Origin of the sequence: Kitasatospora viridis (assembly GCF_007829815.1) — a bacterium.
Classification (GTDB): Bacteria; Actinomycetota; Actinomycetes; order Streptomycetales; family Streptomycetaceae; genus Kitasatospora; species Kitasatospora viridis.
Genome location: NZ_VIWT01000004.1, coordinates 34,822 through 59,600, shown reverse-complemented (window position 1 = coordinate 59,600; position 24,779 = coordinate 34,822). Strand labels below are relative to the sequence as shown.

At 75.1% G+C, this 24,779-nt stretch carries 18 protein-coding genes and 1 pseudogene; 8 read left to right on the top strand and 11 right to left on the bottom strand.

Annotation, left to right across the window (positions count from 1 at the left end):
• Window positions 1–20: 20 nt before the first annotated feature.
• The 4 genes and pseudogenes from FHX73_RS34045 to FHX73_RS46745 form a co-directional block, all read left to right on the top strand.
• Entirely contained in the window at window positions 21–1,625 is a 1,605-nt protein-coding gene (locus FHX73_RS34045; protein ID WP_145909861.1) for a (2,3-dihydroxybenzoyl)adenylate synthase, read from the top strand.
• Window positions 1,622–3,382 (top strand): ABC transporter ATP-binding protein, encoded by a 1,761-nt coding sequence (locus FHX73_RS34040; protein WP_145909860.1) that lies wholly within the window; start codon window positions 1,622–1,624, stop codon window positions 3,380–3,382. Before FHX73_RS34045 ends, FHX73_RS34040 begins: the two co-directional genes overlap by 4 nt.
• A 17-nt stretch (window positions 3,383–3,399) precedes the next feature.
• The gene (locus FHX73_RS34035) at window positions 3,400–5,121 is read left to right on the top strand and encodes an ABC transporter ATP-binding protein (protein ID WP_246214063.1); all 1,722 of its coding nucleotides are present in this window, start codon (window positions 3,400–3,402) and stop codon (window positions 5,119–5,121) included.
• A gap of 237 nt (window positions 5,122–5,358) precedes the next feature.
• A pseudogene (locus FHX73_RS46745) lies at window positions 5,359–6,051 on the top strand (cellulase family glycosylhydrolase); the annotation flags it as partial.
• A 352-nt stretch (window positions 6,052–6,403) separates the two neighbouring features.
• On the opposite strand, the gene FHX73_RS34025 reads toward FHX73_RS46745, so the two are convergent.
• Genes FHX73_RS34025 through FHX73_RS33980 form a run of 10 tightly spaced genes read right to left on the bottom strand, consistent with a single transcriptional unit; the run spans window position 6,404 to window position 18,603 of the window.
• Window positions 6,404–8,671 (bottom strand): glycosyltransferase family 4 protein, encoded by a 2,268-nt coding sequence (locus FHX73_RS34025; protein WP_145909857.1) that lies wholly within the window; start codon window positions 8,669–8,671, stop codon window positions 6,404–6,406.
• Window positions 8,668–9,936: a polysaccharide pyruvyl transferase family protein gene (locus FHX73_RS34020; protein WP_145909856.1), complete on the bottom strand. Its 1,269-nt coding sequence runs from the start codon at window positions 9,934–9,936 to the stop codon at window positions 8,668–8,670. Before FHX73_RS34020 ends, FHX73_RS34025 begins: the two co-directional genes overlap by 4 nt.
• Window positions 9,933–11,261: a lipopolysaccharide biosynthesis protein gene (locus FHX73_RS34015; protein ID WP_145909855.1), complete on the bottom strand. Its 1,329-nt coding sequence runs from the start codon at window positions 11,259–11,261 to the stop codon at window positions 9,933–9,935. The genes FHX73_RS34020 and FHX73_RS34015 overlap by 4 nt, the downstream gene beginning before the upstream one ends.
• A complete protein-coding gene (locus tag FHX73_RS34010) occupies window positions 11,258–11,782 on the bottom strand; it encodes a hypothetical protein (protein WP_145909854.1) in 525 nt (174 codons plus the stop codon). Before FHX73_RS34010 ends, FHX73_RS34015 begins: the two co-directional genes overlap by 4 nt.
• Window positions 11,783–11,814: 32 nt before the next feature.
• Window positions 11,815–13,041, bottom strand: coding sequence for a glycosyltransferase family 4 protein (locus FHX73_RS34005; RefSeq protein ID WP_246214062.1), 1,227 nt, complete (start codon window positions 13,039–13,041; stop codon window positions 11,815–11,817).
• Complete coding sequence (locus FHX73_RS34000; protein ID WP_145909853.1) at window positions 13,038–15,428, bottom strand: DUF2206 domain-containing protein; 2,391 nt, start codon at window positions 15,426–15,428, stop codon at window positions 13,038–13,040. The genes FHX73_RS34005 and FHX73_RS34000 overlap by 4 nt, the downstream gene beginning before the upstream one ends.
• A gap of 34 nt (window positions 15,429–15,462) precedes the next feature.
• Window positions 15,463–16,554 (bottom strand): glycosyltransferase family 4 protein, encoded by a 1,092-nt coding sequence (locus tag FHX73_RS33995; RefSeq protein ID WP_145909852.1) that lies wholly within the window; start codon window positions 16,552–16,554, stop codon window positions 15,463–15,465.
• The gene (locus FHX73_RS33990) at window positions 16,554–17,321 is read right to left on the bottom strand and encodes a polysaccharide deacetylase family protein (protein ID WP_145909851.1); all 768 of its coding nucleotides are present in this window, start codon (window positions 17,319–17,321) and stop codon (window positions 16,554–16,556) included. The genes FHX73_RS33995 and FHX73_RS33990 overlap by 1 nt, the downstream gene beginning before the upstream one ends.
• Complete coding sequence (locus FHX73_RS33985) at window positions 17,318–17,866, bottom strand: hypothetical protein (protein WP_145909850.1); 549 nt, start codon at window positions 17,864–17,866, stop codon at window positions 17,318–17,320. The genes FHX73_RS33990 and FHX73_RS33985 overlap by 4 nt, the downstream gene beginning before the upstream one ends.
• Window positions 17,863–18,603 (bottom strand): glycosyltransferase family 2 protein, encoded by a 741-nt coding sequence (locus FHX73_RS33980; protein WP_145909849.1) that lies wholly within the window; start codon window positions 18,601–18,603, stop codon window positions 17,863–17,865. The genes FHX73_RS33985 and FHX73_RS33980 overlap by 4 nt, the downstream gene beginning before the upstream one ends.
• A gap of 1,554 nt (window positions 18,604–20,157) precedes the next feature.
• Here FHX73_RS33980 and FHX73_RS33975 point away from each other — a divergent pair.
• Window positions 20,158–20,907, top strand: coding sequence for a hypothetical protein (locus FHX73_RS33975; RefSeq protein WP_145909848.1), 750 nt, complete (start codon window positions 20,158–20,160; stop codon window positions 20,905–20,907).
• 297 nt (window positions 20,908–21,204) lie between these two features.
• Here the strand turns inward: FHX73_RS33975 and FHX73_RS33970 are convergent, their stop codons facing one another.
• A complete protein-coding gene (locus FHX73_RS33970; RefSeq protein WP_145909847.1) occupies window positions 21,205–21,504 on the bottom strand; it encodes a hypothetical protein in 300 nt (99 codons plus the stop codon).
• A gap of 73 nt (window positions 21,505–21,577) precedes the next feature.
• Here FHX73_RS33970 and FHX73_RS33965 point away from each other — a divergent pair, with 73 nt between their 5' ends.
• Genes FHX73_RS33965 through FHX73_RS33955 form a run of 3 tightly spaced genes read left to right on the top strand, consistent with a single transcriptional unit; the run spans window position 21,578 to window position 24,641 of the window.
• Window positions 21,578–22,180, top strand: coding sequence for a sigma-70 family RNA polymerase sigma factor (locus FHX73_RS33965; protein ID WP_246214061.1), 603 nt, complete (start codon window positions 21,578–21,580; stop codon window positions 22,178–22,180).
• Window positions 22,181–22,203: 23 nt separating this feature from the next.
• On the top strand, window positions 22,204–22,419 hold the full coding sequence (locus FHX73_RS33960) for a hypothetical protein (RefSeq protein WP_145909846.1): 216 nt from the start codon (window positions 22,204–22,206) through the stop codon (window positions 22,417–22,419).
• Window positions 22,416–24,641, top strand: coding sequence for a heavy metal translocating P-type ATPase (locus FHX73_RS33955; protein WP_145909845.1), 2,226 nt, complete (start codon window positions 22,416–22,418; stop codon window positions 24,639–24,641). The genes FHX73_RS33960 and FHX73_RS33955 overlap by 4 nt, the downstream gene beginning before the upstream one ends.
• The last annotated feature ends 138 nt before the right edge of the window (window positions 24,642–24,779 follow it).

Sequence of the window (24,779 nt, the reverse complement as noted above, 5' to 3'; positions counted from 1 at the left end):
CAACCATCAGGAAGACCGTGATGCTGAACGGATTCACCCCCTGGCCGGCGCAGTTCGCCGCCCGCTACCGCGAGCGCGGCTACTGGCAGGGCCGCACCCTCGGCTCGGTGCTGCGCCGCGCCGCCCTGGCCCGCCCCACCGCCACCGCCGTGGTGGACGGCGAGCGCCGCTGGAGCTACCGCGAACTCGACGAGCGCGCCGACCGGCTGGCCGCCGGGCTGGCCGCGCTCGGGATCGCCCCCGAGGAGCGGGTGCTGGTGCACCTGCCCAACACCGCCGAGTTCCTGGCGCTCTCCTTCGCGCTCTTCCGGCTCGGCGCCGTCCCCGTCTACGCCCTGCCCGCGCACCGGGAGACCGAGATCGTGCAGCTGGCCCGGCTCGCCGAGGCCGTCGCCTACGTCGCCCCCGACACCCACCTCGGCTTCGACCACCGCGAGTTGGCCCGCAGCGTGCGCGCCCAGGCGCCGAGCGTGCGGCACGTCCTGGTGGCCGGCGAGCCGGCCGAGTTCACCGCCCTGGCGGCCGTCGACGCCGAGCCGGATCCGCTGCCCGGTCCCGAACCGTCCGACGTCGCCCTGCTGTTGCTCTCCGGCGGCACCACCGGCACCCCCAAGCTGATCCCGCGCACCCACGACGACTACGCCTACAACCTCGCGGCCGCCGCCGAGGCGGCCGGCCTCGATGCGGACACCCGCTACCTCGCCGCCCTCCCGGTGGCACACAACTTCCCGCTCGCCTGCCCCGGGGTGCTCGGCACCCTGCACGCCGGCGGCACCGTGGTGCTCAGCCCCACGCCCAGCCCCGAGGACGCCTTCCGGCTGATCGAGCGCGAGCGGATCACCGTGACCGCCCTGGTGCCGCCGCTGGTGCTCCTCTGGCTGGAGGACGCCGCGCACAGCGCCGCCGACCTCACCAGCCTGCGCCTGCTCCAGGTCGGCGGCGCCCGGCTGCAGCCGGAGACCGCCGCCCGGATCGCCCCGGTGCTCGGCTGCCGCCTCCAGCAAGTCTTCGGCATGGCCGAGGGACTGCTCACCATGACCCGCCCGGACGACCCCGAGGACCTCGTGCTCACCACCCAGGGCCGGCCGCTGGCCGCCGACGACGAACTGCGCGTCGTGGACCCGCAGGACCGCGAGGTCGCCCCGGGCGGCACCGGCGAGCTCCAGGTGCGCGGGCCCTACACGCTGCGCGGCTACTACCGCGCCGAGGAGCAGAACCGGGCCGCCTTCACCGCCGACGGCTACTTCCGCACCGGCGACCTGGTCCGCCAACTGCCGGGCGGCCACCTGGTGGTGACCGGCCGGACCAAGGACGTGATCAACCGGGGCGGCGACAAGGTGCCGGTCCAGGAGGTCGAGCAACTGCTGCTCACCCACCCGGCCGTGCACGAGGTCGCCCTGGTCGGCCTGCCCGACCGGGAGCTGGGGGAGCGCAGCTGCGCCTGCGTGATCGCCCGCGGCGCCCCGCCGAGCCGGGCCGAGCTCACCGCCCACCTGACCGCGCTCGGCCTCGCCGCCTTCAAACTGCCCGACCGCCTCGCCGTGTTGGAGCGCCTGCCGCGCACCGCGCTCGGCAAGGTGGACAAGCGCGCGCTGGCCGAGCTGCTCACCGGAGGTGCCCGGTGACCGGCCTGCGCAGCCTGCTCGACCTGGTCGGGCTCGCCCCCGCCGTGCGGGCCCGGCTCGGCCGGGCCGCCCTGCTCGGCCTGCTCGGCGGCCTCGCCGCCGTGGCCGGGTTCCTCTGCGTCGCCTACGCGGTCGGTGCTGTGCTGGCCGGCCGCTCCGCCACCGGCTGGACCGCCGGCGCGGCGGCCGGGCTGGTGCTCTCCTTCGCGCTGCGCTGGCTGAGCGAGAACCTCGCCCACGAGGCCAGCTACCAGCTGGAGGTCGAGCTGCGCGGCGAACTCGCCGACGCACTCGCCCGGATGCCGCTCGGCGAGGTGCAGCGGCTCGGCTCCGGAGCGATCCGCAAGATCGTCCAGGACGACGTCAAGTCGCTGCACAACGTGGTGGCCGACAGCCTGCCGTTCGTCGGCGTCGGCCTGGCCCAGCCGCTCGCCGCGCTGCTGGTGCTCGGCACCGTGCAGTGGAAGCTGCTGCTCGCCGTGCTGCTGATCCTGCCGATCGCGATGCTCTGCCTCTCCTTCCTCTCCCGCGACCACACCCAGCAGCGCGAGACCTACAACCGGGCCAACGAGCGGGTCAACGCCGCCGTGGTCGAGTTCGTCCAGGGCATGCCGGTGGTGCGCACCTTCGACGACGGCAAGCACTCCTTCGGCCGGTTCGCCACCGCCGTCGAGGAGTTCACCGAGGCGGTGGCCGGCTGGCTGGCCACCTCCCGGACCGCCGGGCTGCTCACCAAGCTGTTCATCGTGCCGCTGCCCACCCTGCTGCTGGTCGCCACCGCCGCCGTGCCGCTGCGCGCGGCCGGCTGGATCTCCGACACCGACCTGCTGCTCGGCCTGCTGATCGGCACCCTGCCGATCGAGGCGGTGGCCCCGCTGATGCACCTGGTCAACCACATCAACGACAGCAAGGCCGGCGCCGTGCGGATCGCCGACCTGCTCGCCGTCCCGGCCCTGCCCGAACCCGAGCACCCGCGCGAGCCCGCCGACCGCAGCATCACCCTGGAGCGCGTCCGGTTCTCCTACACCCCCGACCGGCCCGCCCTGGACGGCCTCGACCTGGAGATCCCGGCCGGCACCGTCTGCGCGCTGGTCGGCCCCTCCGGCTCCGGCAAGTCCACCGTCGCCCGGCTGGTCCCGCGCTTCCACGACGTGGACGAGGGCGCCGTGCGGATCGGCGGCGTGGACGTGCGGGAGATGAGCAGCACGGCGCTGCTCAAGCAGGTCGCCCTGGTCTTCCAGGACCCCTTCCTGGTCACCGGCAGCATCGCCGAGAACATCCGGCTCGCCAAGCCCGACGCCACCGATGCCGAGGTCGAGGCCGCCGCCGAGGCCGCCGCCGCCCACGAGTTCATCGTCAACGAGCTGCCCGCGGGCTACGCCACCCAGGTCGGCGAGCGCGGCGGGCTGCTCTCCGGCGGCCAGCGCCAGCGGATCACCATCGCCCGGGCGATCCTGTCCGACGCGCCGATCGTCATCCTCGACGAGGCCACCGCCTTCGCCGACCCGGAGAACGAGGCCCTGATCCAACGGGCCGTCGCCCGGCTCACCGCCGGCCGCACCGTGCTGGTGATCGCCCACCGCCTCAACACCATCACCGGTGTGGACCAGATCGCCGTGCTCGACGGCGGCCGGGTGGTCGAACGCGGCCGGCACACCGACCTGGTCGCCGCCGGCGGACGCTACGCACAGCTCTGGGCGAACCACGAGGCCGCCGCCCGCTGGGGCCTGACCACCGATCTGGAGAACGCACGTTGAGGCGAATCCTGCGCCTGATGCTCACCGCCGCCGGCCCGTACGCGCCGCAGTTCCGCCGCACCCTGCGGCTGTCCGCCGCCGCCTCGCTGGCCCAGGCCGCCGCCTACGCCGTCTTCGTGCCGCTGCTCGCCGAGCTGACCCGCCGTCAGATCCGCGCCGAGCGGGCCTGGCTGTGGGTGGCCCTGCTGGCCGCGCTCACCGGCGTCGAGGCGCTGCTGAGGGTGCGTGAGACGGCCTTCACCTACGACTACTGGCACCTGGTCACCAGGGCCACCCGGCTGCGGCTCGGCGCCCAGCTGCGGGCCATGCCCCAGCAGGAGCTGTCCCGGCGGGCCGCCGGCGACCTCACCTCCGTGGTCGGCGGCAACACCACCACGGCGGCTGGCGCGATCTCCTCGCTCGGCACCCTCTTCGTCCAGCTGGTCACCGTCCCGCTGGTGCTCGGCGCGGTGGTGCTGGCCGTCGACTGGCGGCTCGGCCTGGTGCTGGCCGCCGCAGTGCCGGCCGCGCTGCCGCTGGTGCGCCGGGTCCAACGGCGCGCCAACTCCGGCTTCCACCAGGTGGACTCGGCCGACGCCGAGCTGTCCGACCGGATCGTCGAGTACGTCCAGGGCCTGCCCGTGCTCAAGGCCACCGGGCAGGCCGGGGCCGGCTCCCCGCGGCTGGGCCCGGTGCTGGCCCGCCAGCACCAGGCCCAGCTGACCGCCAACCGCTCGGCCGCGCTGCCCGTCGCCGGGACCCAACTGGTGGTCCAGATCGCCCTGGTGGCGCTGGTTGCGGTCGGCGCCGACCTGTCGCTCGGCGCGCACCTATCGCCCGCCGTGCTGGCCGCCGTGGTGGTCGCCGCCGCCCGGTTCGCCGAACCGCTGGGCCTGGCCACCGTGATGACCAAGCTGTTCGAGCAGGCCGAGGCCGCCCTGCACCGGATCGACGAGGTGCTGGCGGTGCCGCCGCTGCCGGTCGAGCCCGGCGGCTCGGCGCCCGCCGGCTCCGCCATCACCTTCGAGGAGGTCTCCTTCGCCTACCAGGGCCAGGGCGAACCCACCCTGCGCGGCGTCTCGTTCACCGTCCCCGAGCGCTCGCTGACCGCGCTGGTCGGCCCCTCCGGCTCCGGCAAGACCACCGTCACCAAGCTGATCGGGCGCTACGCCGACCCGCAGCACGGCACCGTCCGGCTCGGCGGCACCGACCTGCGCACCCTGGAGCCCGACCAGGTGCTGCGCCACCTCGCGGTGGTCTTCCAGGACGTCCACCTGTTCGACGACACCGTGCGGGCCAACATCGCCCTCGGCCGTTCCGGCGCCACCGACGCGGAGATCGAGGACGCGGCCCGGGCCGCCAACGCGCACGAGTTCATCGCCCGGCTGCCGCAGGGCTACGACACCCCGGTGGGCGAGATCGGCTCCGCGCTGTCCGGCGGCGAGCGCCAGCGGATCTCGATCGCCCGGGCCCTGCTCAAGGACGCCCCCGTGGTGCTGCTGGACGAGCCGACCGCCGCCCTGGACACCGAGTCGGAGCGGGTGGTCCAGCAGGCCGTGGACCGCCTGGTGGCCGGCCGGACCGTGGTGGTGATCGCCCACCGGCTCTCCACCGTGGTCGGCGCCGACCAGATCCTGGTGCTCGACGGCGGCCGGATCACCCAGCGCGGCAGCCACGCCGAGCTGCTCGCCGACCCGGCCGGCCGGTACGCCCGGATGTGGGCCGCGCAGCTCGCCGCCCGGGAGTGGGCGCACGCCTGACGCATTGTCAACGGCCGGGCCGCCCGGCGGTGTACGGTCGACTGGGCGACGGGAGGCCAGGTGGGCGGAGCGAGGCGGCGGCGGTCGGGGACGCGCTGGGCCGTGGCGGCCGTGGTCCTGGTGAGCCTGCTGCTGGCCGGCTGCGGCGGCGCCACCCGGCGCCGGGCGGTCCCGCCGGCGCCGCTCCCGCCGACCCGGCCGGTCACCGGGATCGCCTACGGCGACCGGCTGGTCTGGATGTCGGACGCCGACCTGGCGGCCGCGCTGGACACCGCCGTCCAGGTCGGCGCCACGCTGGTGCGCGCCGACCTGTCCTGGGACGACATCCAGCACGACGGGCCCGGCAGCCACGCCTGGTACCTGTTCGACCGGGTGGTCGCGGCCGCCGCGGCGCGCGGGCTGACCGTGCTGCCGGTGCTCACCGGCACGCCGCCCTGGGCCCGTTCGGCCGGCTGCACCGTGCCCGCCTGCGGCCCGCACGACGCGGCCCGGTTCGCCGCCTTCGCCGCGGCCGCCGCCGACCGCTACGCGCCGCGCGGAGTGCACGACTGGGAGCTGTGGAACGAGCCCAACCTGACCACCTTCTGGGCTCCCGCCGCCGACCCGGCCGGCTACGCCGCCACCGTCGAGGCGGGCGCCGCCGCCCTGCACCACGCCGACCCGCACGCCTTCGTGGTGCTCGGCGGCCTGTCCCCGGTCGGCAGCGGGCACGGCGACCTGGCGCCGACCGTCTTCCTGGACCGGGTCGCCCGGCAGGGCGCCACCCGGGCGGTCGACGCGATCGGCTACCACCCCTATAGCTATCCCTACCTGCCCAGCGCCACCACCTCGTTCGGCACCGCCTGGGAGCAGATCGACCGCACCAAGGAGAGCCTGCGCAGCGTGCTGGAGCGCGACGGCACGCCCGGGCTGCCGATCTGGCTCACCGAGGAAGGCGCGCCCACCGGCGGCCCGGGCGCGGCCTCCGACGGCGCCCCGGGCGACATCGGCCCCGACACCACCCACGTCACCGAGCAGCGCCAGGCCGAGATCGCCGCCGACGCCGCGCGCACCGCCGCCGCCGACCCCGGCATCGGCGCCCTGGTCTGGTACACCGACCGGGACGCCGCCGCCGCGACCGGCGCCGGCCAGGGCACCAGCACCGAGGACTGGTACGGGCTGCGCCGGGCCGACGGCAGCGCCAAGCCCGCGCTCGCGGCGCTGCGCACGGCCATCGCCCAGCTGCGCGCGGCGCAGTCCTCCGGGGCCGCGACGCCCGCCGTGCGCACCGCCTCGCTCCCGCTCAGCCGGGGGACAGCGCCCGGAACAGCTCCAGGTAACGGTCCGTCAGGCCGGGCCAGGCGTAGTGCTCGACGACGTGGCGCCGGCCCGCGGCGCCGAGGCGCTCGGCGGTGCCCGGGTCGGTGAGCAGCCGCCGGCAGGCCGCCGCGAGCTCCCGCTCGTCACCGGGCGCCACCAGCAGGCCGGTCGCGCCGTCGTCCACCACGTGCGGGATGCCGCCGACCCGCGAGCCGACCACCGGGGTGGCGCAGGCCATCGCCTCGATCAGGGTCATGCCGAAGGACTCGGCCGGGCTCAGCGAGGGCAGCACCAGCACGGCGGCGCGCTGGAGTTCGGCCACCAGCGCCGGGCCGGTCAGCACGCCGGTGAACTCGACCCGGTCGGCCAGGCCCAACCGGGCTGCCTCGGCGTGCAGTTCGGGCCGGGCGTCGCCGTCGCCGACCAACCGCAGGCGGGCCTGCGGCAGGTCGGCCAGCAGCGCGAAGGCGCGCAGCAGCACCGGGACGCCCTTCCAGGCCGAGGTGAGGTCCATCCGCCCCACGTACAGCACGGTGGGCGGGCGCTCGGCGGCCGGCGGGCCGGGGGTGAAGAGCTCGGTGTCCACCCCGGGCGGGATCCGCAGCGCGCCGCGGTGCCCGGCCGCCAGTGAGACGGGGGAGACCGCGACCAGGGCCCCGGCCCGGCCGAACAGCCGTGGCAGCAGCAGCCGTTCGTAGCCGCCGATCAGCCGGTCCACGCCGGGGCGGCCCTTGGCCATCGAACCGGCGTGGTAGGTCAGCACCGCGGGCCGGGCGCCGCCGAGCGCCATCGCCAGATCGGCCAGGCCCGGCACGGGGGCGTGCGCGCTGACCACGTCGATGTCCAGGCGCCGCAGCCAGTAGGGGAGTTGGAGCAGCCAGAGCGGGTTGAGCGGGGTGTTGGAGAGGCGCACCCAGGTGCCGAGCCGGACCACCGGCACCCCGTCCTCGACCCGGACCGTGGTGCGGCGCCCCGTGGTGTTGGTGGTGATCACGGCGGGCCGCGAGTCGGGGTCCGCGCCGAGGGCCCCGGCGATCCGGGCCGCGTAGTTCTCCACCCCGCCGATCTTCGGCCGGAAGTAGGGCGCGACCACCGCCACCCCGCGCCGGCGCCGGCCGGCCAGCGCCCGCTCGAACACCTCCGTCGTCCGGTCGGCCTGCCGCTCCCAGGAGAGTTCGGCAGCCGTGCGGCGCCGGCCGGCGGCGCCGAGCCGCCGGGCCAGCGCGTCGTCGGTCAGCACGGCGGTCAGCGCCGAGGCCAGGGCGGGCAGGTCGCCGGGGTCGGTGAGCAGGCCGTCGCCGTCCTCGGTCACCAGCGAGGGGATCCCGCCGACCCGGGTGCTGACCACCGGGCGCCCGCTGGCCATCGCCTCCACCAGCACGCTCGGGAAGCTGTCGTAGTGGGTGGGCAGCGCCAGCACCCGGGCCCGGCGGTAGGCGGCGGCCAGCTCGCTCCCGCCCAACCGGCCGGTGAACCGCACCAGATGGCCGATCCCCAGCCGGTGCGCCTGGCGCTGGTAACCGGCCGCGGCCGAGCCGTTGCCCACCACCTCCAGGCTCACGCCCGGCACCCGCACCGCCAACTCGGGCAGCACCCGCAGCAGATCGGCCAGCCCCTTGTAGGAGGTGGCCCGCTCCAGCGAGCCGGCGAACAGGATCCGCGGCTCGCCCGGCACCGGACTCGCGGTGAAGCGCGCCAGGTCCACCCCGGGCGAGACGGTGACGGCCCGGCCGGCGAACAGCCGGGCCAGGTCGGCCCGGACGTGGTCGGAGGAGCAGATCAGCTCGCCGGCCCGGCGCACGGTGCCGGCCAGCAGGGTGCGCTCGTAGAGCGAGCAGACGGCGCTGCCCAGCGGATCGGCCTTGCGCATCCGCCCGGTGTGGTAGGTCAGCACGAACGGCAGCGGCCCGCAGGCCCGGGCGGCGGCGTCGGCGAACAGCGGCACGGGCGCGTGCGCGTTCACCAGGTCCACCCGCTCCTCGCGGATCAGCGTGCGCAGCGCGGCGCGCCAGCCGGTGCCCAGCCGGGTGCGGGAGATCCGCAGCGGGGCGGGCAGCCGGTGCACCACCAGGCCGTCCTGCCCGTGGTACCGGCCGGCGCCGCAGCCGCGGTCGCCCACGGTCGCGGCCACCACCACCCGGTAGCCGTGGCGGGCCCGCAACTGCCGGGCCAGCTCCCAGGTGTACTGCTCGACGCCGCCGGTGTCGGGCGGGAAGTAGGGGGTGGCGAGCAGCACGGTGCGCCCGGTCATCCGGCCACCCCGGCCCGCTGGCGCCCGGTGGCCGCGCGCAGCAGCTGCGGCAACTCCTCGGCGCGGGCCACGTAGTCGGGCAGTCGCTCGGCCAACACCCGCAGGTACTGGGCGCGTTCCGTCCGCAGTCGGTCCACCAGCGCGCCCAGGCTCTCGGCCGAGGCGTCGGCGATCGGCAGCACCCAGGACTCCAGCCCCAGGTCCCGCATGATCCCCCGGGTCTTGTGCTCGTACTCGATCGCGATGCACGGCACCCCGCTGGTCAGCGCGAAGATCACCGAGTGGAAGCGGGTGCCCAGCACGTAGGCGCACTCGGCGTACAGACCCTTGAGCTCGCGGAAGTCGACCTGCTCGTCCACCCGCAGCGGCGGGGTGGCGCAGTGCGCCGCGATCCGGCGTTCCACGATCCGGTCGTCGTCGCCCAGGTAGTCGGTGGTGACCTGGGGGATCAGCACCACTTGGGCGCCGGTGGCCCGCACCGCGTCGATCGTGGCAGCCAACGCCCGCTCGTAGGCGTTCTGCTGGTCGGCCGTCAGCCACTGACGGGCCGTCACCCCGACCAGCGGAACCTCCGGCCCGACACCCAGCCTGGCCCGCCAGTCGAGCCGCGGCGGCGGCGCGAAGGCGAAGCCGGAGTCCACCGCCCGGCGCACCGGCGCGCCGCGCACCCCGCAGCGGGCCAGGATCTCCACGCTCACGTCCTCCCGGGCCAGCGCCAGCGCGGAGCGGCGCACCACGTGGGCGGCGAGGCGGCGTTGGGCCGGGGCCGGGAACGGGCCGAAGGACTGCGGGGCGAGCACCACCGGCACGCCCCGCCGCTGGGCCAGCAGCAGCGGCAGCACCACGTAGAAGACGTTCTGGTAACCGTCCAGCCCGGGGCGGGCGTTGAAGTAGCCGCCGCCCATCGACACGACCAGGTCGGCCCCCGCCACCGCGTCCGCCTCGCGGCGCACCTCGGCCGGCAGCAGCGGGCGCAGCAGCCGGGCCAGCGGGCGCGGCGCCAGCAGCAGCGGCGCGGCGAGGAACCCGACCGCCTTGCGGAGCACCCGGCGGGCGGTGCCGACCCCGGCGTCGGCCACGTAGCGGCGGATGGAGCCGATGTTGGCGGCGCCGTCGAAGGCCGGGTGCACCGCCCGGTCCTCCATCCCGGCCACGGTGATCCGGGCCGCGGGGAAGGCGGCGCGCACCTGGCGCAGACAGACCGCCAGCAGGGCGGCGTCGCCCGCGTTCTCGCGGACGTAGGCGTTGACGACCAGTACCTTCATCGTTGCGGATTCCGTTCGGGGGCCGGTGGGACGGGCGGGGACGGGTGGACGGCAGGCAGCCGGGTGCGGAGAAGGGCCAGCGCGGCGACCAGCCCGGAGGCCAGGTTGCCCAGGCCCCAGGCGTAGCCGAACCAGACCAGGCCGCGATCGGCCCAGGCGGCGGCCAGCCCGGTGGTCACCACGGCGTAGACGACGTTGCTCCACACCAACGGCGCCATCCGGCGCACCAGTTTGAGCGCGAAGCTGGTGAGCGTGTTCAGGGCCACCGCGACGGTGCCCACCGCCAGCACCACCAGCAGCCCCTGGGCCCGGGCCGGGTAGGCGCCGCCGAACAGCCGCAGCAGCAGCCCGCTGCCGGCGGCCAGCACCACCGCGGCCGGCAGTTGCAGCACCGCCAGCAGCCGGGCCGAGCGGCGCAGCACGGGCACCAGGCGCGACTCGTCGGCGGAGACCTCGGCGAACATCGACTCGCAGACCGCGAACGAGACCGCGTTGGCCAGGTTGGCGATCTGGAACGCCACGAAGTAGTAGGCGGCCGCCGCCGTGCCCAGGCGTTGCAGCACGATCAGCGGCAGCACCAGCAGCGGCACCAGGTTCAGCAGGCTGGACAGGTAGCTGCCGGCCGAGAACCCCAGCTGTTCGCGCAGCCCGGTGGCGCCGCCGCCCAGCACCCTCGGGCGCAGGCCGATCCGGCGGCGCAGGAACCACAGCGAGGCCAGCACCGCCACCGCGTAGCCGCCGCCGGTCGCCGCGACCAGCCCGAACGCGCCCAGACCGGTGAGCAGGAACGGCAGCCCCAGCTTGGTCAGCCCCTGGATCACCCCGTCGACCAGGGTGTTGTACTGGGCCAGCCGGGCGCCGATGAACACCGCGTCGGTGAGCAGGTTGACGGCCGACAGCGCGCAGAACAGCACGATCAGCACCGCCTGCACCGGATCGGCCCGCACCGGGAGCAGCCGGGCGGCGTACAGCGGCAGGCCGAGCAGGTACCCCGTGCCGAGCAGGCAGCCGACGCCGAAGACCAGCAGCAGCGCGCGGTTGATCTGCGCGTCCCGCCGCTCGGGGGCGGCCGGGAACCGGACCAGGGTGCTGTTCAGCCCGCACAGGCTGAAGTAGGCGATCAGCGAGACCGCGTTGGTGAGCGAGGTGGCCGTGCCGACCTGGCTCGGCGAGTAGAGGCGGGCGGCCGCCACCCAGAACAGGAAGCCCAGGCCCGCGGTGCTGACCGTGGCGCTCATCAGGTACACGGAGCTGCGGGCCAGCTGGTCGCGGCCGCCGATGCGGGCGACCGCCGGGCCGGCGCTCGTCGCGGCGGGGGGCGTCACGGCGTGGCTCCGTTCCCGGGCTCGCCTGCGCGCAGCCGTAGGGCAAGCAGCGCGGCGGCGGAGAGCGCGAAGCAGGCGACGGCCGTGGTGCCCTCGGTCGGGACGGGGGCGAAGTGCGTCAGCTGACGGTCGATCGTCTGCGGGTGCGTCAGCGAGTTGACGCACAGGTAGGCCCAGACCAGCAGCGGGTAGCCGACCAGGGTGCGCAGCACGGCCGCCACCCGGTCGCCCGGCTGCCCCGGCCCCGGTCGCGTCCGGTCGCGCCACGGCGGACCGGCCGGGCGCAGCCCGCGGACCAGGTGCGCGGCGGCCGACAGGGCGAAGCACAGCGCCCCGAAGGTGTCCCGCCGCAGCGGCAGCCAGGAGCTGAGCTCACCGGAGAGCGTGCCGGGCCGGGTGGCGGCCCACGCGGCGACGTAGAGCCAGCCGAGCAGGCCGTGCACCAGCGCGACATCGAGCAGTGGTCCGCGCGGGTCGCCGAACGGCCGGCGGGCACGGGGCGCCGGGGCGGGTGTCGGCACGGGCGCCAGGGCACGCGGCCGGGCGGGCGTCCTCATCCCGCCCCCGTCCCGCCGGCGGCCCGCCCGGCGCCGCCCGCGCCCGCCGCCGCGTAGTGGCCGAGCAGCGCGCGCACGTGCTCGGGCCAGCCGAAGCTGCGCTCCGCGTAGCTCCGCGACCAGCGGCCCATCCGCCGCCGCCGGGGCGGGTCGGCGGCCAGCGCCACCAGCTCGGCCCGCAGCCGCCCGGCGTCGCGCGGCAGCAGGCTGACCGCCTCCCGGTCCAGGGCGTAGGGCGTGTAGCCCGGGTCGTCGGTGGTGACCACTGGCAGCCCGGCGGCCATCGCCTCCTGCACGGTGAGCGGGAAGCCCTCGGCGGTGGAGGGCAGCGCGAAGACGTCGCAGGCGCGGTAGACCTCGGCGACCTGATCGGGCGTCAGCGCGCCGAGGTGGTGTGCGCCCTCGGCGGCGTCCTGGCCGTCGGCCGCCGCACCGGTGCCGACGAAGACCAGGTCGTAGGCCGGGTCGGCGGCCTTGCGCAGCAGCTCGTAGCCCTTCTTCGGCACCAGTCGGCCGACGAACAGCACCAGCACCCGGTCCGCCGGCAGGCCGTAGCGGTCCCGCAGCCGGGCGACCTCCTCGGCCGATTCGGCCGGGCGGAACCGTGCCGTGTCCACCCCGTTGGCCAACTGCCGCACGGCCTGCGGGCGGGCGCCGTGCGCCCGGGTGAAGGCGCGCACCGTGTCGTTGAGCACCAGCACCCGGCGGGCCCGGCGCAGCAGCGCCCGCCCGAACACCGCGTACACCGCCCGCTGCACGCCCCGCACCAGGGGCGAGGGGTGGGCCACCAGGGCGACGTGCTGGGTCAGCACCAGCGGGGTGCGGGTGAGCACCGAGGCGGCCCAGGCGGCCCAGGAGGTCGGGTAGAGGCAGTCGTGCAGGTGGATCACCTCTGCTCGGCGGGCCTCGCGCACCGCGTCGACCAGCAGCCGCGGCGAGGGCACCGGGAACGGCACGCCGGTGCGCCGCTCGATCCCGTTCCAGGCGGCGCAGCGCAGCACCCGCACCCCCGCCTCCAGGTCGGCGGCGGCGCGCCGCCCGCCGGTGGTGAGCACCGTCACCGAGCCGCCCCGGCCGGTGAGTTGCGCCGCCTCCTGGTGCACCACGTTCTCGATCCCGCCCACGTGCGGCGGGTAGTAGTGGCTGACCAGCAGCACCCGCCCGGGCGGCCGGGACCCGGTGGTCCCCCCGACCCCTTCGGTCGCCTCGATTGCCTGGGTCACCGGAAGATCTCCGCTCCGTCGCTGCTGTAGATCTCGTTCTTGGTGGCGTCGAGCAGGGCCGTCGGGTAGCGGTAGGTCACCAGATCGCCCCGGTAGAAGGTGGTCGCCTCGTCCTTGGTCACCGTGGTGGTGCCGAGGAAGACGTAGGAGTCGGTGCCGATCAGCGTCGGGTAGATGTCGTCCAGCGCCCGGCCGTGGATCAGCGTCTGCAAGCGGCTGAAGGTGTAGCGGTCGGTCTGCACCTCGGACTGGACGTCCTGCCCCTGGTCGTCGGCGGTGCGCTGCTCCAGCCAGGCGATCGCGGTGCGCTCCTGCGGCTGCACGTAGTAGATGTCGTAGTACTGGCCCGCGTTGTTGAGGTTCAGCTGCGGCGGGTAGCCGCCGATCAACTGCGGCACGGCCCCGGTCAGGTCCAGGAAGAACGCCACCGCGAGCGCCCCGGACAGCGGCAGCGCCCACCGCCGGGCCCAGCGGAACAGCCAGAGCGAGCCGGCCGCGATGAACGGCGCGAAGAAGAACAGCCCCTGCTGGAAGGCGCGCAGCACGCCGTAGTCCACCGACAGCTGCGGCAGCACGGTCAACAGCCCGATCACCGCCACCATCGCGACGGACAGCGTGACCTGGTCGCGGGCCGGGCGGAAGGCCCGCCGCCGCTTCGCCCACAGGCAGACCGCGAGCCCGACCAGCAGCAGGAGTTGGAGCAGGTCGGCGGCCCACTGGCGGACCAGCTTGTTGGCGCCGGACACGTCCAGGCCGGTGCGTTGCAGCGCGCGCCCCAGCGCGGTGAGCGGCAGGTCCGGCTCGGCCACCGCCCGCACCGGGTAGGCGGCGACCTGCCGGGCCGACAGGTAGTCACCGTTCGCCCGGCTCCCGGCGGTCAGTTGCAGGGTGTCCGCCTGGTACTGGGCCAGCCGCTGCTGCGGGGTGACGGCCTGTCCGCCGAGCAGGCTGTAGGAGGTGTCCGAGGAGCCGGCCTGTGCCTGCGCCGGGTCCACCGCGTCCTGCACGGTCGCGCTGACCGTGCTGCGCAGTTGGCCGCCGGTGCCGGTCAGCGGCCCGGTCCAGAGCATCGCGGCCACCGCCGTGACGAGTACGATCCACCAGGTCACGAACCCGGTGGCGGTCGGGCGCGCCCGGCCCCGGCGCCGGGCCAGGAGGCGGGACAGCAGCCGCCAGCCGTGGTCGGTGAGCAGCGCGATGGCCAGCACCAGCACCACCACGAAGGTGGTCGAGTAGTGCGAGAGCACCACGCCGCCCAGCAGGCCGGTGAACACCAGTCGGCGCCGGCGCAGCGGCCGACCCTGGTCGGTGAGCACCACCAGTGCTGCGCCCAGCAGCACGAAGGCGATCTCCTGGCGGGCCAGGAAGGTCATGTCGGTGAAGAAGGTGGGGAAGGCCACGAAGTACAGCGCCGACAGCAGCGCCACCATCCGCTGCGCCAGGTTGCGCACCGAGCGGTACACCAGCGGCGCGCTGAGCGCGAAGAGCAGCGGGAAGACGGCCTTGAACACGTACAGGCCGCCGATCCCGGTCAGCCGGACGAACGCGGTGGGCAGCAGGGTGATGCTCAGGCAGGCGTTGTACGGGTCGCGGAAGGCCGCGATCTGCCAGCGGTCCGCACCGGCCGCCAACTCGAAGACCTCGTACTCGCGTTGGATGTCGTGGCCGGTGATGAACCAGCCGCGCAGCGAGGTGAGCAGCAGCAGGGCGGCGGCCAGCAGGAACAGGCCCAGGCAGAGCACCTCCTCCGGGTAGCGGCGGCGCCCGCGCACCAGTTGGACGAAGAGCAGCGCCATCGCGGCCAGGGCCAGCAGCGCCATCGTGGGGCCCAGGCCGTTGTTCAGCCGGATTGCGCCGCCCACGCTGAGCACCAGGCAGCCGGTGCCGAGCAGCAGCACCGGGCGCAGCCCCGGCACCCGGCGCAGCCCAGACACCCGGCGCAGCCCAGACACCCGGTGGCGGGCCCGGGCGGGCTCAGGCGTCGGATCCGGCTGGGGAGTCGGGAGCGCCCAGGCCAGCAGGAGCACCGCCAGCGCCGCCGACAGCGCCAACGGGCCCCGGCGCAGCGGGTGGTCGTCGCCGAGCGGCGGCAGCACGGTGTTCAGCAGCAGCTCGGTGACCAGGTCGCCGCCGAGCGCCAGCCCGACGGCGACCAGCGCCCGGCCGTCCCTGGTGCTGACGAAGGCGGCGCCGTAGCGGTACCAGAGCAGCCAGGGCGCGCCGAGCAGCAGCCAGCAGCCGAGCGGCACCAGCAGCGGGGTCGGCACGCCGGGCACCAGGTCCGCGGCGGCGGCCAGCGCGGTGCCGACCAGCAGCAGCCGGCGCGCCCGGCTGCGCCCGGCGATGGCGGCACCGGTGCGCCGCAGCGGGGCGACCGGGCGCCTCATCGGCCGCCCTCCCGCGATCCGGTGGCGGTGGTGGTCATCCGAGCACCTCCGCGTAGACGCGCTCCACCCGGCGGACCACCGCGTCCCAGGCGAACGCGGGCGCGGCCGCGGTGCTCCGCTCGGCGAGCCGGCGGCGCAGCCCCGGGTCGGCCGCCACCCGTTCGATGGCGGCCGCCAGCGCGGCGGGCTCCGGTTCGGCCAACAGGCCGATGCCGTCCAGCAGTTCCCGGTTCCCGGGGACGTCGGTGGCGATCACCGGCAGGCCGGCGGCCATCGCCTCCAGCGCCACCAGCGGCATGCCCTCCTTGTCCGAGGGCAGCACGAAGGCGTCGGCCTCGGCGTAGGCGCGCAGCAGCTCGGGGCCCAGCTTGGCCCCGGCGAACTCGACCTTGTCCAGGGCGAGTTCGCGAGCCTGGCGTTCCAGCTTGCCGCGCAGCTCGCCGTCGCCGACGATCCGCAGCCGGATCGGCCGGCGGATCAGCCCGAGTGCGTCCAGCAGCCGCCCGACGTTCTTCTGCGGGCTCAGCCGCCCCACGTAGAGCAGCTCCAGCGGCCGGTCCCGGGGCTCGCGCGCGGGCATGAAGTAGTCCTGGTCCACGCCGTTGGGCACCACGTGGATCCGCGCGCCCGGCACCCGGTAGGTGGTCCGGACGAACTCGGCCTGACGGGGCGTCAGCACGATCACGGCCGCCGCCGCCCGCAGCACCGGGCCGAAGACGTGCTTCTTGTAGGCGGGCAGCAGCCGGCCGAGCCGGCCGGAGGCGTCCACGTCCAGGTGGAAGTGGAGCACGAACGGCTGGCGCCGCAACCGGGCGGTGAGCGCGACCAGTTCGGGCAGCAGCGCGTGCGCGGAGTGCAGGTGCAGCACGCTGTCGCGCCGGCTGCGCAGCAGCGCCAGCGGCAGGCCGGGGACCACCGGGGTGTGGGCCAGCTCCACCGACCGGTGCCGGTGCACCGTCACGGCGCCCTGGGTGCTGCGGCGCGGCGCGCCTTCGGAGCCGATCGTGGTGGTCAGCACCCGCACCTCGTGCCGGTCGCCGAGGCCCGCCGCGAGGTTCTCCACCACCCGCTCCAGGCCGCCCAGGTGCGGCGGGTAGTAGGGCGTGATCTGCAGGATGGTGGGCATCAGGCCGCCAGTCCGAGCAGCTCGCCGTTGGTGCGGTAGGCCACCTGCGGGTGGCCCGCGATGTGCGCCAGCACCCGCTCCAGCCGGGACCAGTCGCCCCGGGCGTCGACCTCCCAGCTGTGCCCCCACAGGTGGTAGACGCCGCCCTCGCGCAGGCAGCGGTCGAACCAGTGGATGGCCAGCTCGTCCCAGGACAGGAAGAGCCGGGCCGCGCGCCACGGCCGCCCGGCGGCCAGCCGCAGCGCCAGCGGCCCGTCCACCCGGTGCGCGTAGGCGTTCACCGTGGTGTCCAGCTCCAGCGCCCGGCCGGGGGTCAGGCTGCCGCGCCGCACCGTGCGGGCCAGGGTGAAGCCGGCCTGCTCGACCAGGTGCACCTGGCGGGCGGTGTACTCACCGCGCGGGTAGCAGAAGCTGGTCACCGGCCGCCCGGTGATCGCCTCCAACTCCGCCCGGCCGCTGCGGATCTCCGCGGCCGCGGCGGCGTCGGTCAGCCGGGGGAGGCGCTGGTGGGTCAGCGTGTGCCCGCCGATCTCGAAGCGCTCGGCCAACTCCCTGATGCCGACGGCCGGCAGGCGTTCGGCCGGGCTCAACTCCAGGTTCCGCGGGGCGATGTAGAAGGTGCCGGGAATCCGGTGGCGGTCCAGCAGCGCCGCCAGTCTGGGGTCGAGGACGTGGCCGTCGTCCCAGCTGGTGGTCACGGTGACGCGCGGCCGGTCGGTCGAAGTGGTCGAAGCGGTCGAACCGGTGGTGCCGGTGGTGGCGTTCATGGTGTCGATGCCTTGGGGTCGGGGGAGGCGGTGGCCTGGAGGCGGTAGTGCAGGGTCTGGTCGTGACCCAGCAGTGCCACCCGGACCTCCGCGTCCGGCTCGGTCAGCGGCAGGCGGACGGTGGTGCCCACCGGCGTGTCCGGCTCGGGTGCGAGGGTGACGGTGGTGGTGCCGAGGACGGTCCCGCTCGGGGCGGTGAGCGAGACCTGCAACCGCAGGCCCGGCCCGGGCGTGCCGTGCTGCACCACGGTGAGCGGCACCACCACCTGGCCGCCGGCCGTGGTCGGCAGCTGGGTGAAGTACAACTCGTCGTAGTCGGCCGGGATTTCGGTGAACGTCTGACGGACCGCCAGGCGCACGGCCGGCTGCGCCCAGAGCAGCGGCAGGGCGACCGCCGCCGCCAGCAGTGCGGCCAGCCCGGCGCCGACCCGCCGCCGGCCGGGGCGGCGGGCGCCGGGGTCCCGGCCCCGGCGCCGGTCCGCCCGGTGGCGGGAGCGGGCCGGCGCCGGTTCCCGGACCTGGGTTTCTCCCAGGAGTTCGGTCATGCGGGGTCGTACTCCCGGGCGGGGTTGGACAGCACCGGGCGGCGCACCGGATGGGTGCGGCGGAAGTTGTGCTCGAAGAGCTGGCGCAGGTTCTCGGTGCCGTCCCGGAAGGCGTTCAGCTTCACCTGGCCGCCGCGCTTGCGGTACTCGATCGGAATCTCCAGGTACCGGTAACCGGCCCTGGTGGCCGCGTTCTTGATCTCCTGGGAGAAGGCCATCCCGGTGGAGCGGACGTCGAGGCGCTGCCACACGTAGCGGCGGAACACCCACATGCCGGACTGCGAGTCCCGCAGGTCGTTGCGGAACAGCGTGCGGCTGATCGCGCTGAGCAGGTAGTTGGCCAGCGAGTGCGAGGTCTTCATCGCCTCGCTGTTGCCGTCGACCAGCCGATTGGTCGTCATGAACTCGACGTCGTGCGAGACCAAGGTGCGCAGCAGTCGTGGTAAGGCGTCGAACGGATAGGTGCGGTCGGCGTCACCGGTGGCGATGACGTCGCCGGTGGCGGCCTCGAAGCCGGCCCGGTAGGCGTTGCCGTAGCCGCGCGCGGGTTGGTGGACCACCCGGGCGCCCAGTGTGCGGGCTACCTCGCCGGTGCCGTCGGTGGAGCCGTTGTCGACGACCACCACCTCGGTCTGCCAGCCCTCGTCCTTCAGTTCGGCGAACGGGATGGACGCCAGCACGGAGGGCAGGTTTTCGGCCTCGTTGAGCGCGGGTATGACGATGGACAGTGTGTTCATGTGAGCTCCCTGTGGCATGCGGAGATCAACGCTGGATGGTCCGGCCCCACGAGAGCGCGTGGGGTCGGGGTGGGCCGCGCCTGGCAGCGCGGTTGACGTAACCCTTCGGCACCGGCGCGCAGTTGTGCCGCGACGGCTGGGATCCGCAGGGGTGCTGTGAGCACAGTGAAGGGCGGCCGGGCTCGCCGGCGGATTCTCACCGCCGCGTCGCAGGGGTCGGCAAACCCCGGCGCCGAGTGGGCACGGCCGCCCGCCCGGACGATGACGTCGGTGTGCAGCGACGTCGAGGTGCAGGGATGTCGGTGTGCGGGGACGCCGGTGTGCAGCGACGTCCGGGTGGAATACGTGCGGGTGGAGAAACGTGCGGAAAATCGGTGCGAGAGCCGGCTCGGAAGGCAGCTCGGCCGCGGGTCGGGCCGCCGGATCGATGTCCGGCCGCAGACCGCCGCCGTGCCCCTGGGCTACGCCGAAGCGTCTACCGGTTCCCCCGAACCGATCGAGCAGGGCTGGTTCTTCGGGCCGCGCGAGCGGCACCGGAGACGGCCATGTTCCCCCTCAGGCAATGGATGGCTGTGTGCCAGCGCGTTGCTGTGTGTGACGAACACACTAGCCAGAGGCGTGACGAGTTGTGAAGCATAATCCGGTTTCCGCGTCCGATTTTAAGCGGCAGTCCGTTCGGACCTGGGCTTTTTTGTGAAGCCCGATGAATAGCTGAGAAGTCTTAACGCCGGCTGACAGACCGTCAGGCGCGAACCCCGCCGCAGGTCAACGGAGCTGCTCGGAAAGCCTCCGTTCGGGTGGTCGACGGGCGCCGGGAGAGGAACGGCGACCGAACGGTGCGAGTCGGCGTGAATGGAAGGTCAAGGGGGCGCAGAGTGCTAATCACGCGCCCCCAGTGCGTTCCTGAACGCGCCCGTGGTTGATTGGTCCGGCCATGGATTGACGGCAGGTCAGCGGGGGTAGTCCGTTCACGCTGCGCACTCGCCAGGGCCCTGTCAGCTCCCCGCCGCGAAGCGCCCGCAGAGGCCGCCGGGGCCCCGCTGCGCCGGGCCGTCCACCCCGCCCCACCAGTGGCGACGACGCCGGCGCCCGGCGTCCGCGGCGGTGCGCGCATATGCCGGACCTTCGCAACCGGTTCGGCGAGCTGATTACCAGCAGCCAGCCAACGGGCAAAGGCTGAACGTTTCTCCGGCAATCGCCCGGGCAATGGCCTCGAACGGGGGAGCTTTATCCGCTTTCACTGGGAAAGCAGGTCTAGACAGGTGCGGCGGACCCAGTGAACTCCCAGCGTTCACCCACTTCACAGCGGGTAGCGCCGCCAAGATCCCTGCTCCGCCGCCGTGGTGAGTGGGCGGACGATCCGATCACCCGAGTGCACCGGATGTCGGCCGTGTTTGCCCATGGGGGATCGTGGTTAACACTGCGTTACTTATTGGCCGTTCGCGTTTGTTCCGCCTGAAAGCCCGTCACGCGGTGCGCCGGCGTCCCGCAGGGCGGGTGGGCCGGTGTCGGAGAGTGGAGGCGGTGGGACAGTGGGTGGCGGCGGGTGCGAGGATGGTTGGCACTGTGACGGTCTGCCAGCTCCGGACGCTCCGCGCCGCGGTCTTCGCCACGCTCTGCGTGGCGGTGTCCGCCACCGCGCACTTCAGCATGTCCGGCGCCGAGCTGTCGGCGCCCGCGCTGGTGGCGGCGTTCGCCGGGACGGCCGGCGGCACCTGGCTGCTGGCGGGCCGGCGGCGCGGCCTTCCGGCCGTCACCCTGTGGATGGTGACGGCGCAGAGCGCGCTGCACCTGCTCTTCGAGAGCACCGCGGTCGCGCAGGCACCCCGGAGCGCACCGGACTGGGCGGGCCTCCTGCTCTGCACGCCAAAGGGAGGCACGGCCGGCATGACGCCCGCCGCGCTGGCCCGGATGGCGGGCCTGGACCCTGACGCGCCGTCAGCAGGCGGAGCCATGGGGCAGATGCCCGCCATGCCCGGAATGCAGGGCATGGCGGGCATGCGGGGCGGCGCGACGGCGATGCCGCTCGGGCTCTCCCCGGGCATGCTGGCCGCCCACCTGGTGGCCGCGCTGCTCTGCGCGGTGGTGCTCTGGCGCGGAGAGGCCGCGATCGCCGGGGTCTTCGAGCTGCTGCGCGTGCTGGCCGCCGTCTTCCTGCCGGTGCTGCTGCTCCTCGCGCCGCACGGCCCCGGCCGGGTGCCGACGGTGCGTCGGCGGCCTACCCGCGACCGGCTGCCGCGCCTGGTCAGCCTCTCGCACGTCCTGTCGCGGCGCGGGCCGCCGCCGTTCGCCCTCGCAGCCTGAAGCGCCCGCACACCCCGGCCGGTCCATGGCCGGCGCGGTGCTGCGGGCAGGTCACCCCTGCGGCGGCTCGGCCCTCCGAGCGAGCCGGCCGCCCTGGGGTTCGGGCCGCTCCGTCACCCTGAACGAGGCACCGGGCTGCGCCCGGAGCCGGTGTTCCGCTCCGCCGTGCCCTGATCCCCGGGAACCCACGGCGTGCCGCGACGTACCCGCGGGCGGGAGCAGGGGTGCCCGGGGCTGACGCCCCCTCATGCCTTCCGGCCGGTGCCGCCGACGCGCGCACCGCGCTCCGACCTGCTCTCAGGAGCTCCCATGAGCGACTCCATCCGCTCCCGTCCGCGGCTCCGGCCGCCCACCACTACTGGCGGCCTCCTCCACCACCCGGGCGACCAAGCGCCGCGACCACTCCTCGGAGGGGCCCGGGGCGGCCAGCGACAGCGCCCGCAGCCGCCGGGCGGCGGCGAGCCAGGCGGCGCACTCGGCGCACCGGGCCAGGTGCTCGGCCGGCGTCCGGTCCGCGTCGAGTTCGGCGTCGGTGCCGGCGTCACGTTCGCCGTCGAGTTCGGCCGAGGCCGCGGCGCGGTAGTCGTCACAGGTCACCCGCCCATCGTCCCGCAGCGAGATGAGCGAACGGTGAACCCGCCCCGGCGGAACCGGCCGGCGGGGGCGCCCCGTGGATGACGACCGACTGACCGCGCTCGCGCTGGCCGCGCGGGCCGGCGACCCGGCCGACGTCGAGGCGTTCGTCCGGGCCACCCACCGCGACGTCTGGCGCTTCGTCGCCCACCTCACCGAGGTCGAGTCCGCCGACGACCTGGCCCAGGAGACCTTCCTGCGGGCGCTGCGGAGCCTGCCCGGCTTCGCCGGCCGCTCCTCGGCGCGCACCTGGCTGCTCGCGATAGCCCGCCGCACCGTGGTGGACCGCTACCGCACCGCGGCGGCCAGACCGCGCCACGCCCCGCTGACCGACTGGGAGGAGGCCGTCGAGCGGCAGCGCCCGCCGGCCACCGGTTTCGAGGACCAGGTGGTGCTCGCCGACCTGCTGGCCCGGGTGCCGACGCAGCGCCGGGAGGCCTTCGTGCTCACCCAGGTGCTCGGCCTCAGCTACGCGGAGGCCGCGGCGACGGCCGACTGCCCGGTCGGCACCGTCCGCTCCCGGGTCGCCCGCGCGCGGGACGAGCTGGTCGCGCTGCTGCGGGCGGCGGAGCTCGACGGCGGCACCCACCCCGCCACCCACCTCGCCCCCCCATCCCGCCCCCTGACGATCCGTCACTAACGCATGATCACAAAGGAAGTTCGATGAACTTGGTCACCTCGCCCGACTCCGGGCGCCCCGCCCGGACGCTGCTCGGCTTCGTGCTGCTGCTCGCCGCGCTGTTCGGCGCCTCCTACGGGGTCGGCCGGCTCGCCGGGCCCACCGCGCCCGCCACCGGCGGTCCCGACCGGCCGGTGCAGCAGACCGACATGCCGGGCATGCGGATGGACGGCCTCGCCACCCTGGAGACCGCCCGATGAGCCGCGTCACGCAGGACACCGCCACCGACCTGGTGACGACCGACCTCGCGGTCGGCGGGATGACCTGCGCCGCCTGCGTCTCCCGGGTGGAGAAGAAGCTGTCCCGGCTCGACGGCGTCCGGGCCGGCGTCAACCTGGCGACCGGCCGGGCCCGGGTGCTGCACCCCGCCGGCGTGCCGGTGGCCGACCTGGTCGCGGCCGTGGAGTCCGGCGGCTTCACCGCCGAACCGGTGCCTGCCGAGCAGCCGCCGACGGTGGCACCGGCCGAGGATCCGACGGAGGGGCTGCGGCTGGGCCTGGTCGCGCTGCTCGCCGTCCCGGTGATCGCGATGTCGATGGTGCCCGCGCTGCAAATGCGCGGCTGGCAGTGGATCTGCTTCCCGCTGGCGGCCTTCGTGGTGACGGCCGGTTCGCTGCCGTTCCACCGGCGGGCCTGGCGCGCCCTGCGGCACGCGACCGCGACCATGGACACCCTGGTCAGCCTCGGCGTGCTCGCCTCCTTCGGCTGGTCGGCCTACGCCCTGTGCTTCGGCGGGGCGGGTGCGCTGGGCATGCGGATGCCGTTCTCGTTGACCGCCGCGGCCGGCGGTGGCGCGCACATCTACCTGGAGGCGGCGGTCGGCGTGCCGCTCTTCGTGCTCTGCGGGCGGCGGCTGGAGGGGCGGGCCCGTGAGCGGACCGGCTCGGCCGTGCGGGCGCTGGCCGAGCTCGGCGCGAAGGAGGTCTGCGTCCGGGTCGGCGAGGTCGAACGGATGGTGCCGATCGAGCAGTTGCTGCCCGGTCAGCTGTTCGTGGTGCGGCCCGGTGAGAAGGTCGCCACCGACGGGGTGGTGGTCGAGGGCAGCTCGGCCCTGGACACCAGCCTGCTGACCGGCGAGAGCGTGCCGGTGGAGACCGGCCCCGGCGACCGGGTCACCGGCGCGACGCTCAACGTGGGCGGCGCGCTGGTGGTGCGGGCCACGGCGGTCGGCGCCGACACCCGACTGGCCCGGATCACCGCCCTGGTGGTGGAGGCGCAGGCCGGCAAGGCCAAGGCGCAGCGGCTGGCGGACACGGTGGCCGGGGTCTTCGTCCCCGTCGTGCTGGCCATCGCGGTCTGCGTGCTCGGCTACTGGCTGGGCGCGGGCGCCGGCCGGCAGCAGGCGCTGACCGCCGCCGTCGCGGTGCTGGTGGTCGCCTGCCCCTGCGCGCTCGGACTGGCGACGCCGACGGCGCTGCTGGCCGCCACCGGGCGCGGGGCCGAGCTCGGCGTGCTGGTGCGCGGGCCGCAGGCGTTGGAGAGCCTGCGCCGGGTGGACACGGTGGTGCTGGACAAGACCGGCACCCTGACGACCGGTCGGATGGCGCTGGCCGTCGCCACGCCCGCCGCCGGGGAGCGCGCCGAGGAGGTGCTGCGGCTGGCCGCGGCGGTGGAGCAGCGCTCCGAGCACCCGATCGGCCGGGCCCTGGCCGAGGCGGCCGGGCAGCCGCTGCCGCCGGTCACCGGCTTCCGGGCCGAGGCCGGCCTCGGGGTCGAGGGCACCGTGGCGGACCGCCGGGTCCGGGTGCTGCGGCCGGACGCCGCCGCGCTCCCCGGCGAACTGCGGGAGGCCCTCGCCGCCGCCGAGGGCGCGGGGCGGACGGCGGTGGTCGTCGAGCTGGACGGGCGCCCGGCAGCGCTGCTCGCCCTCGGCGACAGCCTGCGGCCGGGCAGCTACCGGGCCGTGCACCGGCTGCGCGGCATGGGCCTGGAGACGGTGCTGGCCACCGGCGACCAGCCCGGCGCGGCCCGCGCGGTGGCCGAGCAGCTGGGCATCCGGGAGGTGCACGCCGGCGCCTCCCCGCAGCGCAAGGCCGAGCTGGTCGAGGAGTTGCGCGCATCCGGGCGCACCGTCGCGGTGGTCGGCGACGGGGTGAACGACGCGGTGGCGCTGGCCTGCGCCGACCTGGGCATCGCGCTCGGCTCCGGCAGCGACGCGGCGATCGGCGCGGCCGGCCTGACCCTGGTGACCGGTGACATCGAGTCCCTGGTCGTCGCGGTCGCCCTGGCCCGGCGCACCCTGGGCACCATCCGGGCCAACCTGGTCTGGGCGTTCGGCTACAACGCGGTGCTGGTTCCGCTGGCGGCGGTCGGGCTGCTGAACCCGATGCTCGCCGCGCTCGCCATGTCGGTGAGCTCGCTGCTGGTGGTGGGCAACAGCCTGCGGCTGCGCACCTGGCGGCCCGGCCGGCGGCGGATCTGACGGCGGGGGATCTGACGGCGGCAGATCTGACGGTCCGGCAGGCGCGGGCCGAGTGAGGCGGTAGGAAAGGTTCCGTTGATTCGGCAATCCGTTCGGAACTTTCCGTGCTCCGCGCCCGACTGCTGTGACGGTTGCCGT